Source organism: Streptomyces sp. Je 1-369 (genome assembly GCF_026810505.1).
GTDB lineage: Bacteria > Actinomycetota > Actinomycetes > Streptomycetales > Streptomycetaceae > Streptomyces.
The window spans coordinates 2,828,210-2,844,148 of the sequence record NZ_CP101750.1; the positions used below are offsets into that span (position 1 = coordinate 2,828,210).

General features: G+C 72.7%; 13 protein-coding genes. 8 read left to right on the forward strand and 5 right to left on the reverse strand.

Annotated elements, in window-relative coordinates; translation table 11 throughout:
• Positions 1-52: 52 nt before the first annotated feature.
• The gene (locus tag NOO62_RS12940; RefSeq protein ID WP_268771038.1) at positions 53-1,213 is read left to right on the forward strand and encodes a serine hydrolase domain-containing protein; all 1,161 of its coding nucleotides are present in this window, start codon (positions 53-55) and stop codon (positions 1,211-1,213) included.
• Positions 1,214-1,288: 75 nt separating this feature from the next.
• On the opposite strand, the gene NOO62_RS12945 is transcribed toward NOO62_RS12940, so the two are convergent.
• Positions 1,289-1,717 (reverse strand): organic hydroperoxide resistance protein, encoded by a 429-nt coding sequence (locus NOO62_RS12945; protein WP_098242314.1) that lies wholly within the window; start codon positions 1,715-1,717, stop codon positions 1,289-1,291.
• A gap of 98 nt (positions 1,718-1,815) precedes the next feature.
• Positions 1,816-2,850, reverse strand: a complete 1,035-nt coding sequence (locus tag NOO62_RS12950) for an NADP-dependent oxidoreductase (RefSeq protein WP_268771039.1) — start codon at positions 2,848-2,850, stop codon at positions 1,816-1,818.
• 127 nt (positions 2,851-2,977) lie between these two features.
• Here NOO62_RS12950 and NOO62_RS12955 point away from each other — a divergent pair, with 127 nt between their 5' ends.
• Positions 2,978-3,448, forward strand: a complete 471-nt coding sequence (locus NOO62_RS12955) for a MarR family winged helix-turn-helix transcriptional regulator (protein WP_268771040.1) — start codon at positions 2,978-2,980, stop codon at positions 3,446-3,448.
• Positions 3,449-3,479: 31 nt separating this feature from the next.
• Here the strand turns inward: NOO62_RS12955 and NOO62_RS12960 are convergent, their stop codons facing one another.
• From NOO62_RS12960 to NOO62_RS12970, 3 genes are all read right to left on the reverse strand, one after another.
• Positions 3,480-4,244: a hypothetical protein gene (locus NOO62_RS12960; protein WP_268771041.1), complete on the reverse strand. Its 765-nt coding sequence runs from the start codon at positions 4,242-4,244 to the stop codon at positions 3,480-3,482.
• 102 nt (positions 4,245-4,346) lie between these two features.
• A complete protein-coding gene (locus NOO62_RS12965) occupies positions 4,347-5,573 on the reverse strand; it encodes a helix-turn-helix domain-containing protein (RefSeq protein WP_268775598.1) in 1,227 nt (408 codons plus the stop codon).
• A gap of 162 nt (positions 5,574-5,735) precedes the next feature.
• Positions 5,736-5,888: a hypothetical protein gene (locus tag NOO62_RS12970; RefSeq protein ID WP_190537612.1), complete on the reverse strand. Its 153-nt coding sequence runs from the start codon at positions 5,886-5,888 to the stop codon at positions 5,736-5,738.
• 236 nt (positions 5,889-6,124) lie between these two features.
• Between NOO62_RS12970 and NOO62_RS12975 the strand changes: the two genes are divergently transcribed.
• The 6 genes from NOO62_RS12975 to NOO62_RS13000 all read left to right on the forward strand — a co-directional run bounded on the left by NOO62_RS12975 (position 6,125) and on the right by NOO62_RS13000 (position 15,930).
• Complete coding sequence (locus NOO62_RS12975) at positions 6,125-7,159, forward strand: DUF3068 domain-containing protein (RefSeq protein WP_268775599.1); 1,035 nt, start codon at positions 6,125-6,127, stop codon at positions 7,157-7,159.
• Positions 7,160-7,408: 249 nt separating this feature from the next.
• A complete protein-coding gene (locus tag NOO62_RS12980) occupies positions 7,409-8,593 on the forward strand; it encodes a glycosyltransferase family 4 protein (protein ID WP_268771042.1) in 1,185 nt (394 codons plus the stop codon).
• Positions 8,590-9,309: a class I SAM-dependent methyltransferase gene (locus NOO62_RS12985; RefSeq protein ID WP_268771043.1), complete on the forward strand. Its 720-nt coding sequence runs from the start codon at positions 8,590-8,592 to the stop codon at positions 9,307-9,309. Before NOO62_RS12980 ends, NOO62_RS12985 begins: the two co-directional genes overlap by 4 nt.
• A complete protein-coding gene (locus tag NOO62_RS12990) occupies positions 9,306-13,760 on the forward strand; it encodes an alpha-(1->3)-arabinofuranosyltransferase (RefSeq protein WP_268771044.1) in 4,455 nt (1,484 codons plus the stop codon). The genes NOO62_RS12985 and NOO62_RS12990 overlap by 4 nt, the downstream gene beginning before the upstream one ends.
• On the forward strand, positions 13,757-15,166 hold the full coding sequence (locus tag NOO62_RS12995) for a condensation protein (protein WP_268771045.1): 1,410 nt from the start codon (positions 13,757-13,759) through the stop codon (positions 15,164-15,166). Before NOO62_RS12990 ends, NOO62_RS12995 begins: the two co-directional genes overlap by 4 nt.
• Positions 15,163-15,930: a class I SAM-dependent methyltransferase gene (locus NOO62_RS13000; RefSeq protein WP_268771046.1), complete on the forward strand. Its 768-nt coding sequence runs from the start codon at positions 15,163-15,165 to the stop codon at positions 15,928-15,930. The genes NOO62_RS12995 and NOO62_RS13000 overlap by 4 nt, the downstream gene beginning before the upstream one ends.
• The last annotated feature ends 9 nt before the right edge of the window (positions 15,931-15,939 follow it).

The following is a 15,939-nucleotide window of genomic DNA, read 5'->3' on the forward strand; positions in this document are numbered from 1 at the left end:
GCTGTTGATCACGTCACTGTCACACCGCCGCGCACCCGGAGGTTCCGCCGCCATGACCCGTGAGATCCGCGTACAGGGAACGGTCGCCGACGGGTACGAGGCGGTGCGGGAGGAGTTCACCGACGTACTCGCGAACGAGCTGCCCGAGTACGAGGGTCAGCTCGCCGCCTACGTACGGGGGCGCCGGGTCGTCGATCTGTGGGTGGGCCCGGACGTCACCGCCGAGAGCCTCTACGGCGTCTACTCCTCCAGCAAGGGCGCCGCCCATCTCGTCGTGGCCCTGCTCGTGCAGGACGGGGTGCTCGACCTGGACCGCGCGGTCGCCGCGTACTGGCCGGAGTTCGCCGCCGAGGGCAAGGGCGCGGTGACGCTGCGGGAGCTGCTCGCGCACCGGGCGGGCGTCGCGGGCTCCGACTCCGGTTTCTCGTCCGAGGAGCTCGCGGACGACCGGGCCGTCGCCGCGCGTCTGGCCTCCCAGCGCCCCTTCTGGCGCCCGGGGGCCGCCTTCGGCTACCACGCCTTCGCCATCGGGGCCCTCGCCGGAGAGGTGGTGTTCCGCGCCACCGGGCGGACCTTGCGGGAGGTGTACGAGGAGCGGGTGCGCGCCCCGTTCGGGCTCGACTTCTTCCTCGGGCTGCCCGAGGAGCAGGAGGGGCGGTTCCGTTCCGTGCAGCCGATGGCGCCCACGCCCGAGCAGGCGGCCCTGCTCGCCGCGGCGCCGCCGCAGCCGCAGAGCCTCGGCTCCATCGCCTTCAACCGCCACATCCCCGAGCCCACCGACCTGGAGGCGCTGCCCAACTCCCGGCTCGTACGCGCCGAAGGGCCAGCGTCGATCGGCGGAGTGGCGTCCGCGCGAGGGCTCGCCGGGATGTACGCGGCGGCGGTCACCGGCATCGGCGGCCGGGAGGCGCTGCTCACGGCGGACACCGTCACCGGGTTCGGGCAGGTCCAGTCCGTCGGGCACGACCTCGTGTCGGGCACCGTCAAGGCGTTCGCGGTCGGCTTCCAGGCGACGTCCGTGTACGTGTACCCGTTCCTGGGCGCGGGCACGATCGGGCACAGCGGCGCGGGCGGCTCGCAGGCGTTCGCCGATCCGCGCAGCGGGCTCGCCTACGGCTATACGCGGCGGCGGTTCGCCTACCCCGGCGGCCCGGCCGTGGAGAACGAGCGGCTGGTCAGGGCCGTCCACGAGGCGGCGCTCGGGGCGGGCTGAGCCGCCGCGCACGCGTGAGGGCCGCACCCTGAACGGGGTGCGGCCCTCACATGCGTACGTCCGTACGGCCCGCGGTCAGGCGGCCGAGACCTCGACCTTGATGTTGCCGCGCGTGGCGTTCGAGTACGGGCACACCTGGTGCGCCTTCTCGACCAGCGACTGCGCGGTGGCCGCGTCCACGTTCGGGATGGAGGCGGTGATCGCGACCTCCAGGCCGAAGCCGCCGGCCTCGTTCTGGCCGATGCCGACCTTGGCGGTCACGGTCGAGCCGGAGATGTCGGCGTTCTCCTTGCGGGCGACGACGCCGAGGGCACCCTGGAAGCAGGCGCTGTAGCCGGCGGCGAAGAGCTGCTCCGGGTTGGTGCCGGCGCCGCTGCCGCCCATCTCCTTCGGCGGGTTCACGACGACGTCGAGCTTGCCGTCGTCGCTGGCGACACGGCCGTCGCGGCCGTTCTCCGCGGTGGCCACGGCGGTGTACTTGACGTCGATCTTCTGGATGGACATAACTGCTCTTTCCTCCTGAGACATGACGTGGTGCGCGCCCACAACCACGGTTTGTGGAATTAGGTTATCGGATACCGGAAGTGACCCGACGGGTCCGTTCAACCGAGCGAGACGATCATCTTTCCGGTGTTCTCGCCGCGGAGCATGCCGAGGAACGCCTCCACGCCGTTCTCCACGCCCTCGACGACCGTCTCGCGGTACTTGAGCTCGCCGGAGCGGATCCAGCCGCCGACCTCGCGCACGAACTCGGGCTGGAGCGCCGCGTGGTCCTGCACGAGCATGCCCTGAAGGCGCAGGCGCTTGCCGATGACCAGGGCGAGGTTGCGCGGGGCGGGGGTCGGCTCGGTGTCGTTGTAGCCCGCGATCATGCCGCAGATGGTGACGCGGCCGTGCACGTTGAGGCGGCTGATCGCGGCCTCCAGGTGCTCGCCGCCGACGTTGTCGAAGTAGACGTCGATGCCGTCGGGGGCGACGTCCTTGAGCTGCTCGGCGACGGACTTGTCGTCCTTGTAGTTGAAGGCCGCGTCGAAGCCGTACTCCTCGACCAGGAGCTTCACCTTGTCGTCCGAACCGGCCGAGCCGACGACGCGCGAGGCGCCCTTCAGCTTGGCGATCTGGCCGACCTGGCCGCCGACCGCACCGGCCGCGCCGGAGACGAAGACGGCGTCACCCTCCTTGAAGGAGGCCACTTCGAGCAGTCCGGCGTACGCGGTCAGACCCGTCATGCCGAGCACGCCGAGGTAGGCGGAGAGCGGCGCGGCCTCCGGGTCGACCTTGGTGGCGTGCTGGGCGGGCACGGAGGCGTACTCGCGCCATCCCGCGAAGTGCAGGACGTGGTCGCCCACGGCGAAGCCCTCGGCGTTGGACGCGACGACCTCGCCGACCGCGCCGCCCTCCATGGGACGGTCGAGCTGGAACGGCGGTACGTACGACTTCACGTCGTTCATCCGGCCCCGCATGTACGGGTCCACGGAGAAGTACAGGTTGCGCACGAGGACGCGGCCCTCGGCGGGAGCCTCCACGGGAACCTCGCGCAGCGCGAAGTCCTCCGGGACCGGCCAGCCGGACGGGCGCCGCACGAGGTGCCATTCGCGGCTCACGGAGGGGAGCTGCTGCTCGGGGGTGACGGTCATGGGGGCGTCCTCCTACTGCGGGTCAGCGATCTACTGCGGGTCAGCGATGAGCCAATTACTTGAGGTTGTAAAACAACCATGCTCCTGAATATTTCATGATGTCAAGTAAAGGGGTAGCCTGGTGAGCATGGCCACCAGTAGCTCCAGCGACCGCGTACCTCGCGACCGCCCACCTCACACCGACCCGCTGACGCTCGAAGTCGTCGAGCTCATCGGCACGGTCGTGGCGCGCTACCACGAGGAGTACGAGGAGGCGGCCGCCGGGCACGCGCTGACCGGGGCGCAGGCACGCGTCCTCGGGCTGCTCTCCCTCGAACCTATGCCCATGCGCCGCATCGCGCAGAAGCTGAAGTGCGAGCCCTCGAACATCACCGGCATCGTCGACCGCCTGGAGGCACGCGGACTCGTCGAGCGGCGCCCCGACGCGACCGACCGCCGGGTGAAGCTGGCGGCGCCCACGGCGGAGGGCGCGGAGGTCGCCCGGAGCCTGCGGGAATCCCTGGACTTCGCTCGCGAGCCGCTGGCGGAACTGTCACGCGAGGAGCGGCTCGTCCTGCGGGGGCTGTTGCGGAGGATGCTGGGCGAGGAGCTGATCTGACCGGTTGGTCCGCTGCTTACGGGGTTACGCCTTACGTGCACCACCACAGGAAGCGGTCGCACGTCTCCGTGGGCTCGGGCTCGGGGGGACGCGTCGGCTTAGGGTCGTCCGCGGGCGGCGGGGACGTCGGGTCGGGGGTGTCCGGGGTGCCGCCCCGCGGCGGGGGCGCGGTGGAGGTGGGCGTGCCGGGGCCCTCGTCCCCCTCGCCCGTCCCGCTCCCCCCGCCCTGCTCACCCTCGCCGCTGCCGTCGCCCTTGGCCTTGTCCTTGCCCTTGTCGTCGTCTCCGTCGTCTCCGTCGTGTACGTCCCGCTTCTTCTCGCCCTTGCCGTCCCGTCCCTCGGCGTCCTTCGACTCGTCCGCGTCCGGACGGGACGACGTGGCCGCCGCGTCCTCGGCCGTCGCACCGCCGGGACCACTCCCGTCCGCGTCCGGCGACTCCGACGAGGACGGGTCCTCCGCCCCGGCGTCCGACGCGGAGGCCGCCCGGTCGGCGGAGTTCCCCTCCGTGCCCAGTTCGGCGAGGCTCAGGCCGCCCGCCGCGAGTGCGAGGCCCGCGGTCACGAAGAGGATCTTGCGGCGCCTGCGCCGGTGCGCCCTGCGAGTGCGCTCCTTGCGGCGGCCGCGGCCGCGGGTGCGCGGGGACGACTCCTCGTACGCGTCGTCGTGGGCGTCGGGCTCCTCCTGCGACGCGGCGACGGACTGCGCGTACTCCCGGCAGGCTTCGGCCGGGGTTCCGCACCCCGGGCAGGCGAGGGCGCCGTTGAGGTGCCTGCGGCACGGGTGGCAGTAGTCCATGAGGCATGGAGGCTAAGTGCCGTGCCAGTAACAGCGGAAGCCACCGCTGTGAAAGTTGTGTGCGGAATCGAGCAGTCCGGCCCATTCCGGGCACCGGCCTGCTCACGCCCTTCCCAATTGTCCCCTCAACCTGCGGGCCCGCAGCACCAGTTCCAGCTCGAAGCGCCGGTCCGGGTCGTCCACCTCGTCGCCCCAGAGCTCCCTTATCTGACGCAGGCGGTAGCGCACCGTCTGAGGGTGTACGCCGAGCCGGGCCGCCACCTCGGGGGCGCCGCCGCGCGTCTCCAGCCAGGCGAGGAGGGTCTCGGCGAGACGGCGGCCGTGGGCGGGGCCGCAGTGTTCCAGGGGGGCCAGGCAGCGGCGGGCCAGGTCCTCGATCAGCTCCTCGGGCTGGAGCAGCACCAGCGCCTCGGTGTGCTCCGTGCAGTGCAGGACCTCGCCGGAGGGCAGCAGTCCGCGTTCCATGAGGCGTACCGCCGCCTCCGCCCAGCGCAGCGACTTCGCGGCGTCGGCGAGGGCCACGGGCGGGCCGATGGCGCCGGACCAGCCGGTCATGGCGCGGCGCAGGAGTTCGGGGCGGCCCGCCGCGTCGGGGTCGGGTACGACCATGCGGGGCTGCTCCGCCTCCATGTCGAGCAGGACGCCCTCCCCGACGGCGGGCGCGACGGCCTCCCGCGCGGGGCGCAGCAGGACACCGACGGCGACGCGCTCGGGCAGCTGCCAGCCGACGCGGGCGGCGCGCTCGCCGAGGCCGTTGCCGAGGGCCGCGGCGCCGGTGCCGGGGCCTGAGCCATGACCCGAGCCGTACGACGTGTTCGGTGTGCTGTCGGAGCGCCGGTCCGACAGCAGCAGCTCCATCAACTTGCGTTGCAGGCGCAGCCGTTCGCCCGCCTCGCGGGCCGCCGCTTCCGCGTAGCCGCGCACGGACTGGTCCACGAGGCCGTCCAGGTACTCGAAACCCGACTCGGCGAGCTCGTACATGGCGGGCGGCGGGATCTCGATCTGCTGGCCGATCTCGGCGAGGCGGCGCCAGGCGAGTCGTACGCCCAGGCGGTAGATGGCCTGGAGCGAGTCGAGGCTGCGGCCGTGCAGGCCCTCGCCGCGGCCGAACTCCTGGAAGACCTCCAGGTGGTAGCGCGGGCGGCCCTCCTGGGACGCCAGCTGCTGGACGAAGCCCTCCAGGGCGCGGCGGATGCCGATGAGCGCCATCGGCTCGCCCGAGTCGTCGAGGACGACGGGCAGGCCGGGGTATTCGGCGCGGATCTCGCGCAGGATGTCCTGGGCGAGCGCGGGCACCTCCTCCAGGGCGAGCGCGGCGAACTCCCGCACCTGCCGGGGCGGTACGTCGCGCCACGCGGAGCGGAAGGGGGCGCGGTCGCCCTGGGCGCGGTCGTCCCGGGCTCGGTCGGCGTCCGGCGCGTTGTCGTCCGGGAAGGCGCCGTCAGCCGTCAGGTCGTCGGACGCCTGGGCGTGGGTCGCGGCCACGGTCGCTCACTGCCCCTGGGCCGGAGCCTCGTAATGCACGAGCGGCGTATTGGGCTGGTCCGGCGTGGCGCCGAGGAGCGCGACGATGCCGAGCGCCGCGCCCACGGCGAGGAGCGCCCCGGCGGCGACGGTGAGTGAAGCGGCGAGCAGTCGGTGCATTGCGAGGGTCAGCCTCTCTGTCGGAGGTCGTCCCCACCCCGGTCGCACAGTCCCGCGGCCGGTGGCACAGCTCCGGCCACGAAGTCCTGGTCGCACAGCCCGCGCCGGCCCCGCCCGGCAAGTCCTCAGTCTCTGCAATCCATTGACACTTCGTCAAGGGTGCGCCTACGGTTCCCGGCCCATACGGCTCGGTAACACTTCTTCCGCCCTCGCCCAGGAGTGACCCAATGCGCCGAATGCGCCGCACCGCCTCTCCTCTGTCGCTGATCCTTCTCGGGCTCGGCGCGTTTCTTCTGGTCCTGGCACCGATGCTGGCCTGGTACGTCGAGCCACGCGCGAAACGCACGCCCGTGGATGTCGACATCACGACCGTCTTCAAAGGCAAGGGAAGCTATTTCGACACCGAGAAGATCAAGACGGTCCACGACAAGGACCTCACCATCACCCGCCAGGTCCGCGGCGACGTGGCCGACAGCGAGGACAGCGGGCGGGCGATCTGGGACGTGTCGACGTCGGTGGATCCGGACAAGTCGCTGCCCGCGGCCGACCCGCACGACTCGCTCCAGTGGACGCTGGAGCGCTGGGTCACCGACCGGAGGACGAACGCGCCGGTGCACTGCTGCGGCGAGGAGCCGTACTTCGAGGGCGAGGCGTACCTGAAGTTCCCCTTCGACGTGGAGAAGCGGTCCTACACCTGGTGGGACAACACGCTGGGCGCGACCGTCCCGCTCACCTACCGCGGCACGAAGAAGATCCAGGGGTACGAGGGGTACCGGTTCACGGCGACGGTGAAGCCCACCAGGACCGGGACGCGTCAGGTGCCGGGGCGGATGGTCGGGCAGCCGAGGAAGAGCCAGGTCATCGCCGACGAGTACTACGCCAACCACGGCATCGAGCTCGTCGCGGACCAGCGCACCGGCCGGATCATCTACGCCGCGATCGGCCCCCGCAAGACGCTGCGCGCGCCGGGGTCGGAGAAGGACGCGACGGTACTGCTCGACAGCGACCGGATCGCGTTCACGCCGGCGACCCAGAAGGCTCAGGTGAAGCTCGCGGACGACGACAGCAGTCGGCTTGAACTCGTCGGCGAGACGCTGCCGTTCGGTGCGTGCGTGCTGGGCGGGGTACTCGCCGTGGCGGGAATCGTGCTCGTCGTGCGAGGGCGCCAGGACGACGGGGCGAACGGTCCCGGACGGCACGGTGACGGGGCGGAGCCGGACAGTCCGAATCCGGCCGCGTCGCCGACCGCCCTGCAGCCCAGCACGATGTGATGAGACGTCAGCTGTTGAAAGCGCAGAAATTGTCACTTCAGTGAGTAGCCGCGCGGTACGGGTCGGCGAAAACTATCCACCCCACCCGCGCACAGTCCCCGCACCACCCCGCACTACCCCGTACGAGCACCACCGCTCCACCCCGTACACGCACCGCCCCGCACCGCACCGCCCCGCAGAACCCAGCAGGACCGTTCCGTCCGACCGGACCCCCCACAGTTCCGCACCCTGAGACGAGTTGGAGCACGCATGCCCCAGCACGTACCGTCCTCGCTGCGCGCGGCCGCCCCACGCCGCGCGGAGCGTGTTCCGGCGCTTCCCCCACAGCCGCGCCGGATCGTCTTCCTCGCCCACCGCGACCTCGGCAACCCGGCCGCGGGCGGCTCCGAACTCCTCGTCGACCGGCTCGCCGACGGCCTCAGCAAGCAGGGCCACCAGGTCACCTTGCTGTGCGGCGGCCCCGCCGCGTACCGCGACTACCGTGTCGTCTCCGCGGGCGGCGACCTCGGCCACTACCTGCGGGCCCGCACCGCGTTCACCCGGCAGGTCGGCGACTGCGACCTGCTCGTCGAGGTCTGCAACGGCATGCCGTACCTGGCGCCGCTGTGGCACCGCGGGCCCACCCTGTGCCTCGTCAACCACGTCCACACCGACCTGTGGGGGATGCGCTTCCAAGGCGCCTTGGCCCCCGCGGCCAGGATCGGCCGCAGACTCGAGCACTGGGCGCTCTCGGGCGCGCAGCGCGGCAACCTCCTCGTGGCCGTGTCGCCGTCGACGGCCACGGCGCTGCGCGCGATCGGCGTCGACCGGGAGCGCATCCGCATCGTGCACAACGGCGTCGAGGAGCCGGGGCCGCTGCACGCCCGCTCCGACGAACCGATGTTCCTGGCGATGGGCCGGCTCGTCGAGTACAAGCGGATCGATCTGCTGCTGCGGCTGTGGGAGCGCGTCAGACCCGTCACGGGCGGCAGGCTCGTGATCGTGGGCGACGGTCCCGAGCGCCAGCGCCTCGAACAACTCGCCGGTCCCGGCGTGGAGTTCAAGGGGCACGTCTCCGAGGCGGAGAAGCACCGGCTGCTCTGTGAGGCGTGGATGCTGCTGCATCCGTCGGCCGTGGAGGGCTGGGGGCTCGTCATCACCGAGGCGGCGACCCGTTCGACGCCCTCGATCGGCTTCGACGTGCCGGGCGTACGCGACTCCGTGGAGGACGGCGTGACCGGTCTCCTCGCCCGGGGCGAGAGCTCCTTCGCCGCCGCCTGGTGCACCCTGGCGCTCAGCGCCGAGCGCCGCAGGGCCCTCGGCAAGGCGGCCGGGGAGCGGGCCGTGCAGTTCCGGTGGGGCAACACGGTGCGGCAGTTCCAGGCGGTGGCGGCCGAAGCGGTCGCCGCACACCAGGTGTCACAAGGACCCCCGACCCCCCAGAGGTCTGCGTGAAGGACCCTTCGCTGCGCCGCTCCGCCACCCTCTTCCGGGCCTTCCTGCGCGAGCAGCAGGAGCCCGAGCGGTGCTACACGCTCCTCGCCCGTGACGCCGCCGACCAGGTCGAGGCGTACGTCCCGGTGAAGGACCGCGTCGTCGTGGACATCGGCGGCGGTGGCGGCTACTTCACGGAGGAGTTCCGGCGGCGCGGCGCTCAGTCCTTCCTCTTCGAGCCCGACCCCGCCGAGCTGGGGGACAAGCCGCCCGAGGGCGCGGTCGTCGCCGACGGGTACCTGCTGCCGCTCGCGGACGGCGTCGCCGACGTCACGTTCTCCTCGAACGTCCTGGAGCACGTCGACGACCCGCAGACGTTCCTGAGCGAGATGGTCCGGGTCACCAGGGCCGACGGACTGATCTACGTCTCCTTCACCAACTGGCTCTCGCCGTGGGGCGGTCACGAGTGGGCGCCCTGGCACTACCTGGGCGCCGAACGGGCCAGGGCCCGCTACGAACGACGTACCGGCAAGGCCGCGAAGCACACGCTCGGCGAGAACCTCTTCGTCCACCACGTCGGGGCGACGCTGCGCCAGGTGCGCGGCCGTGACGACGTGGAGATCGTGTCGGCGCGCTCCCGCTACTGGCCGTTCCTGGCCGGGGCGATCACCAAGGTGCCGGGTGTGCGCGAGATCGCGACCTGGAATCTCCTCCTCATCCTCAGGCGGTGTCCATGACCACGGTCCAGGCCCCACCCCCGGCGGCCGCAAGACCCACGACCGCAGCCCCTGAACCCGCCCGGGGGCCGCGCTCGCGGCGCTGGCTCCTGGGGTTCTGGGCCGTGGTGTTCGTGTCCTTCCTCGCGGTGAAGCCGGGGCGGATGACGTTCGACACCAAGCTCGGTGTCGCCGTCGACCCCTGGCAGTTCCTCTCCGACCTGGGGCAGCTCTGGCACGACAGGGGCGGCTTCGGCGGCATCCAGGACCAGTACGTCGGCTACGCGTTCCCGATGCTGCCGTTCTACGGCCTGGCCAAGCTCGTGCAGCTGCCGGTCTGGCTGGCGGAGCGGCTCTGGTTCTCGCTGATCGTGGCGGTCGCGTTCTGGGGTGCGCTGCGGCTCGCCGAGCGCCTGGGCATCGGCAGCCGTCACAGCAGGCTGCTGGGCGCGGTGGTGTACGCGCTGTGGCCGACGTTCACCGTGGTCATCGGCTCGACGTCGGCGGCCGCGCTGCCCGGCGCGTTCCTGCCGTGGGTGCTGCTTCCGCTGGCCGACGACCGGTTCGGTGCGCGCATCGCCGCGTGCCGTTCGGCGCTGATCATCCCGTTCATGGGCGGGGTGAACGCGGCGGCGACGCTCGCCTCGCTGCTGCCGGTGGGCCTGTACCTGCTGTCCCGCCCGAACGGCCCGCGCAAGCGGAAGCTGATCACGTGGTGGGTGCCCGGTGTCATCCTCGCCACCGCCTGGTGGGTCGTACCGCTCCTGATGCTCGGCATCTACGGTGAGAACTTCCTGCCGTTCGTCGAGGACTCGGCGACCACGACCGGCACCATGTCGGCGACCGAGGCGCTGCGCGGTGCCGGCAACTGGGTGGCGTATCTGCACTTCGGCGAGGCCTGGCTGCCCGCGGGGTGGACCGTGGCGACGGCCGTCGTGGCCGTCGTCTGCTCGGCGCTGGCCGCGGCGCTCGGCCTCGCGGGTCTGGCGCGGCGCGATCTGCCGGAGCGGCGCTGGCTGGTCCTGACCGTCCTGTCGGTCGTCCTGGTGACCCTCGCCGGGTACGGCGGCGCGTTCGGCGCCCCCTTCCACGGCACGGTCCAGTCGTGGCTGGACGGCGGTCTCGTCCCCTTCCGCAACATCTACAAGTTCCAGACGGGTCTGGCGCTGGCGCTCGTCCTCGGCCTGATGCACCTGGTGGGCGTCGCCGCGCAGGCGCGCGGGGCGCGGCGGGTGCGCGGCAGGCGGTACGCGCCGCTGATCGCGGCGGTCCTGGTGCTGCCCGGCCTCGCCCTGCCCTACCTCAACGGCTCGATCCTGCAGCCCGGTTCGTTCCAGAAGCTGCCCACGTACTGGCAGACGACGGCGGACTGGCTGGAGAAGTACTCGCCCGACTCGCGCGCCCTGGTCGTGCCCGCGACCGCGCACGGCATCTACACCTGGGGCTCCCCGATCGACCAGCCCCTCGACGTGCTCGCCGACTCCCGCTGGGCGCAGCGCGACTACGTGCCGTTCGGCGCCCCCGGCAACCGGCGCGCGATGGACGCCGTCGAGCAGGCGCTGATGACCGGCGCCGAAGTGCCCGGACTGCGCGACTACGTGACGCGGGCCGGTCTGTACTACGTCGTCGTACGCAACGACCTCGACCCCGACCAGGTCGGCAACGTGCCCACCGCGACGGTCAAGCGCACCTTGGAGGAGTCCGGTTACCGGCGCGTCACGGGCTTCGGCCCGCAGACCACCGGCGGCATCATCCCCGACGACACCCCGATCCAGGTGGAGGGCCTCTACCCGCGCCAGCGCGCGGTCGAGATCTACGCCCCCGCCGAGGGCGCCGAGCGCCCCGGCCAGGCGGGCCTGAAGCCGGTGTCCAACACGGCGGTCGTCAGCGGCGGCCCCGAGTCCCTGCTGCCGCTCTCCGCCGACCCGTCGATGCGCGACCGCCCCACCGTCCTGACCGGCGACAACCACCCGGGCGTCGGAGCGCCGGGCCTGCAAGCGGTCGGTGACGGCATGCGCCGCGCCGACACCCGCTTCGGGCTCGTCAACTCCAACACCTCGTACACGTACGGGCGCGACGAGCGGAACGCGGTCGACGCGCTCCAGAACCCGGACGGGAAGCCGCACCAGATCCTGCCGAGCAAGGGCATCGACCACCAGACGACGTCGGAGCTGCGGGGCGCCAAGTCGGTGTCGGCGTCCAGCTACGGCAACTGGCTCTTCCACCTGCCGCAGTACGACCCGGCGAACGCCTTCGACGGGAACCCGGCCACGGCCTGGGCGGAGGGCGACGCCGAGTCGGCGGACGGCGAGTGGATCAAGGCCGAGTTCCACTCGGAGGTCGCGGTGCCGTCCTCCTTCCGCGTCACGCCGCTGCCGCAGAACGGCACGCGGGCGGCGCCCACCCGGATCGAGGTGGAGACGGAGCACGGCAGCATCGTCAGCACCCTCCAGCCCAACGGGCAGCCGCAGCGCGTCAGGGCTCAGTCCGGCGCCACGGACTTCGTCAAGATCACGATCCTGGACACGCAGGTGGCGCGGCCCGGTCTGACGGGTGCGGGCTTCTCGGAGATCTCCATCCCCGAGGTGCGGGTCACGCGGCTCCTCCAGCTCCCGAAGGACGCGGAGAAGTCCACCGACGCGAAGGCCACCACGTACTCGCTGCACCGCACGGCCGACCCGGGCGCCTTCTCGCAGGTGGACACCGAGTCGGGGCTGCACCGCCGCTTCACGACGACGGCGGAGGGCGCGTACGACGTGAAGGCGAGCGCGGTCGCCGTACCGGGCCGTGAACTCGACGAGCTGCTCTACAAGGTGGCGCCCGAGCAGGAGCAGCAGATCATCGCGACGGCCGACTCCACCGCGAAGCTCGGCAGCGGCCTCTCGCCGCGCAACCTCACCGACGGCGACCTGACGACGGCGTGGATCGCGGGCAGCGACAACCGGCCCGTCATCCACCTCAAGTGGCCGGGCAAGCAGCCGGTGGGCGAGATCGTGCTGCCCGCGGCGGGCGGCCTCTCCACCCGGCCCGTGAAGATCGAGATCAGCTCGCCGGACGGCGCGGCGACCGCGGGCGTCGACGAGAACGGCAACGCCCGCTTCGCGCCGATCACCACCGACGAGATGGACATCACCATCACGGAGACCGCGCCGCTCACGGTCCACAACCCGGTGGCGGACGACGACCTCCAGCTGCCCGTGGGCCTCACCGAGGTGTACGTCCCCGCGCTCGACAAGTACCGCACCGAGCAGCCCGACCCGAAGGACCGCTTCTCGCTGCCGTGCGGGCAGGGCCCGGTGATGTCGATCGACGGCGAGCTGTACGAGACGAGCGCCGAGGGCAGGGTCCAGGACCTCACCGACCGGCGTCCCGTCGACATCACGCTCTGCCAGGAGGGCGAGAAGTCCCCGTCGGTCCGCCTCGACGCGGGGGCGCACAGCGTGGAGACGGGTGACGCGGGCCCGCTCGCCGTCATGGACGCGTCCCTGACCACCGGCACGCCGGCGGCGCTCGACACGACCGCCCGCGAGCTGAAGGTGAAGGACTGGCTCGGCGACCGCCGCGAGGTGACGGTCGGCTCGGGCGCGGCCTCGTACCTCACGACGTACGAGAACGTGAACGACGGCTGGAAGGCGACCCTCAACGGCAAGGAGCTGACCTCCGTCCGGCTCGACGGCTGGCAGCAGGGCTGGCTGGTGCCGAACGGTGAGGGCGGCACGGTCAAGCTGACCTACGAGCCGTCGCAGCTCTACGAGATCGGCCTGATCCTCGCAGGTGTCGGCGTCCTGGCCCTGGTGGCACTGGTCCTCGTGCGGCGGCGCGACCCCAACACCGACGGCCCGTCCGCCGCGCCGCCCGCCCCGGGTGTCGTCCTCGGCACGGTGGCGCTCACGCTGGTGGCCGCGGTGATCGCGGGTCCGTTCGCGCTGCTTGTTCCCGCGCTCGCCCTGCTCGCCCGGTGGCGGCACGCGCTGCTGGTGCCGATCGCGTTCCTCGCCATGGCGGGGGCGGGCATCGCGGCGGCGACGGGTGCGGGCGAGCCGGTCGCGTCCGACGAGGGCGCGTTCGGGCATGTGGCACAACTCCTCGCGCTCGTGGCGCTGTTCGCGGCGCTGGTGACCGTGAAGGAGGCGCGGCCCCGCGCCGTGGACACGGTGAAGTACGGCCCGGACACGGTAGGCGGCCCTCCGCCGCACGCCCCCGCGCCCGCTCCCGCTCCCTCACCGGGCCCCGGCCCGGCGACGCTGCCGCTCGGCCCGGACCGCGATCCGGCCGCGCACACGCCTCCGCTGCCCCGCCGCAAGCGCGCCGGGGACGGCACGGACGGCGCACCGGAGGCGGCCGCGGGCCCGACCGTCTCGGCCCGCGGCCCGGCATCGGCCCAGCCGGAGCCCGCGCCGCCGGGCCGCAGGACAGTGCGCTTCCCGCGCCGCAGGCGTCCGACCACGACAGGAGAAGGCACCCAGCGATGACCGCACTGGAACACCCGGCACGGCGCGCGGAAGGACCCGGGCGGCCGCCCGCCCGCGTGCCGTTCCCCGTCGTCGACGAGGTCTCACGGCACTGCCTCCAGGAGGAGGAGCCGGAGACCGTGCACATCGAGGTGCACCTGCCGGGCACGCCCGACCCGGACCGCCTCCGCGCCGCCTTCGCCGAGGCCCTGCGCCGCCACCCGCGCATCCTGATGCGGGAGGCGCGGGGCCCGTGGTACCGCCGCCGCTACGAATGGGAACTCACCCCGGACCCGGACGTGGAGGTGGTGACGTTCCCGCCGCCGGAACCGGACGCGCTGAAACGCGCCCGCGAACGGGCCCTGGCGGAGGCGCCACCGCTGACCTCCTCGCCCCCGATCCGCCTGGAAGTGGTGGCGCGGGTCCCGTCGGACCACGACGCGACGCCGGAGGAAGGTGAGGGAAGTACCCCTGCGAAGGACCCCGGCTCCGTCCTCTTCCTCACCATCAACCACACCGCCCTCGACGGCCCCGCCTGCCTCCGCGTCCTCGCGACCGCCGCCGAGCTGTACGGCGGCAAGGACAACTCACCGGCGGCGCCCCCTTCCCGCGCCCCCGCCGCGCAACAAGCGGCGGAGGAGCCCCCCGCCGACGCGCCCTCGGGCCTGGCGCCGCCCGCCCGGGTCGCGAAGGGGGCGCCCGAGCCCTCCCCCGGCAACGGCATGCTCGTCGCGGAGCTGCCCGTGCCGAAGCGCCCCAAGGGCTCCCCGTTCACCGTGAACGACCAGCTGATGGTCGCCACCGCGCTGATGATCGCCCACTGGAACCGTGAACACGGCGCCCGCCCGCGCCCGTTCCGCATCACGATGCCCGTGGACGACCGGCCCCGGGACGCCACCATGCCGATCGGCAATGGCACCCGGCTCGTCGAAGTACCTTTCAGCACGGAGGAGTTGGCCGCGCGCGACTGGTCACCGGAGGACATCCGCGACCTCCTGCGCCGCACCTCCGAGCGCACCCGTGCCCTCAAGGCGCTCTCCCGCCCCCAACTGGGCCACGGCGCGACGCTCCTGACCGCGCCCGTCCTGCCCGTCACCCTCCGTGCCGCAGTCACCCGTGGCCTGCGCAAGGCCGCCGCGCCCTGGACGTCGACGACCCTCCTGAGCAACATCGGCCGCGTCCCCTACGCCCTGGACTTCGGCGACGCGGGCCGCGCGCACGCCGTCTGGTTCTCCGCGCCCGCCCGGCTGCCGCGCGGCCTCACCGTGACCACCGCGTCGACGGCGGGCCGCCTGCACCTCGCCCTGCGCTGGTCGAAGACGCTGCTCAGCCACGGCGACGGCGCCCACCTGCGCGACCTGTTCGAGCACTACCTCCACGCGACGGAACACACCGAACCCCACGAGACCCACGGGGGGTCCACGTGACCACCGCCCCCACGAACACGTCCACGACCACTACCGCCGCCACCCAACGCCCCAGAGGCCTCCGGGACTTCTACGAGAACCCGGCCGTCCCCGTCGCGTCCGGCGACGCCCGCTCCATCCGTCAGGCCCGCGTCCTCGCCGCCGCGCTCGGCCCCGCCACCACCCGTACCGCCACGGTCCTGGACATCGGCTGCGGCGACGGCACGGCGGCGGCGACCGCGGCGCCGCTCCTCGCCGGGCACCGCGTCGTCGGCGTGGACTGGTCGCAGGACGCCCTGAAGCGCGCCCACGCCCGCCTGCCGTACGTCGTACGCGGTGAACTCTCCGACGGGGGGCTCCCGTTCGCCGACGGCGCGGCCGACGCCGTGCTGTTCAGCGAGGTCGTCGAGCACCTCGTCGACCCGGACAGCGCCCTGGACGAGCTGAGAAGGGTGCTGCGGCCCGGCGGACACCTGATGCTGTCCACCCCGAACCTCGCCGCCTGGTACAACCGCGGCCTGCTCCTCGCCGGTGTGCAGCCCGTCTTCTCCGAGGTGAGCCTGCGCGGCATCCACGGCAGGCCGGGCAAGGAGGTCGTGGGGCATCTGCGGCTGTACACGGCGCGCGCCCTCCGCGAGTTCGTCGCCGCGTCCGGCTTCGAGGTCGTACGCCTGTCGGGGGCGCCGTTCCACGGTGTGCCACGCCCGCTGCGCGCCCTGGACCGGCTGGCCTGCGCCGTGCCGAGCGCGGCGTCGATCCTCCTGCTGCACGCCCGAAAGGCCTGACCATGTGGT

Coding starts and splice junctions, on each gene's coding strand:
- NOO62_RS12975 (WP_268775599.1), top strand. CDS start 6,125: ATGCGCCGCACCGCCTCTCCTCTGTCGCTGATCCTTCTCGGGCTCGGC.
- NOO62_RS12990 (WP_268771044.1), top strand. CDS start 9,306: ATGACCACGGTCCAGGCCCCACCCCCGGCGGCCGCAAGACCCACGACC.
- NOO62_RS12945 (WP_098242314.1), bottom strand. CDS start 1,717: ATGTCCATCCAGAAGATCGACGTCAAGTACACCGCCGTGGCCACCGCG.
- NOO62_RS12960 (WP_268771041.1), bottom strand. CDS start 4,244: ATGGACTACTGCCACCCGTGCCGCAGGCACCTCAACGGCGCCCTCGCC.
- NOO62_RS12940 (WP_268771038.1), top strand. CDS start 53: ATGACCCGTGAGATCCGCGTACAGGGAACGGTCGCCGACGGGTACGAG.
- NOO62_RS12950 (WP_268771039.1), bottom strand. CDS start 2,850: ATGACCGTCACCCCCGAGCAGCAGCTCCCCTCCGTGAGCCGCGAATGG.
- NOO62_RS12970 (WP_190537612.1), bottom strand. CDS start 5,888: ATGCACCGACTGCTCGCCGCTTCACTCACCGTCGCCGCCGGGGCGCTC.
- NOO62_RS12995 (WP_268771045.1), top strand. CDS start 13,757: ATGACCGCACTGGAACACCCGGCACGGCGCGCGGAAGGACCCGGGCGG.
- NOO62_RS12955 (WP_268771040.1), top strand. CDS start 2,978: ATGGCCACCAGTAGCTCCAGCGACCGCGTACCTCGCGACCGCCCACCT.
- NOO62_RS12980 (WP_268771042.1), top strand. CDS start 7,409: ATGCCCCAGCACGTACCGTCCTCGCTGCGCGCGGCCGCCCCACGCCGC.